General features: G+C 44.0%; 1 protein-coding gene. It reads right to left on the reverse strand.

The features are described 5' to 3' along the window. On the reverse strand, positions 1-336 hold a 336-nt coding region (locus tag HC175_RS21750), incomplete at both ends, for a PLP-dependent transferase (protein WP_168139977.1).

The raw sequence follows: 336 nt of genomic DNA on the forward strand, positions 1-336 counted from the left end.
TTCGGCTTCTTCTATGCCTACAGAAAACCTCATCAATTGATCTCCAATTCCCTGCTCTTCCCGCTCTTCGGCGGTTAAAAGCGCGTGAGAGGTCTTGGTGGGGGAAAGAATGGTGGATTCTACCCCTGCAAGGCTCATGGAAGGTTTAATAAGCTTAAGGTATTTCATAAACGTAGTCGAATCGAGATCCTTCAACTCAAAACTCAGCATTCCGCCAAAACCTTTCATTTGTTTTTTAGCAAGCGCATGATCTTCATGTGAAGACAATCCGGGGTAAAACACCTTTTTCACAAATTCATTCTGCTCAAGGAATTCTGCCAGCTTCTGCGCATTTTC

This window comes from Salinimicrobium oceani (assembly GCF_012037645.1).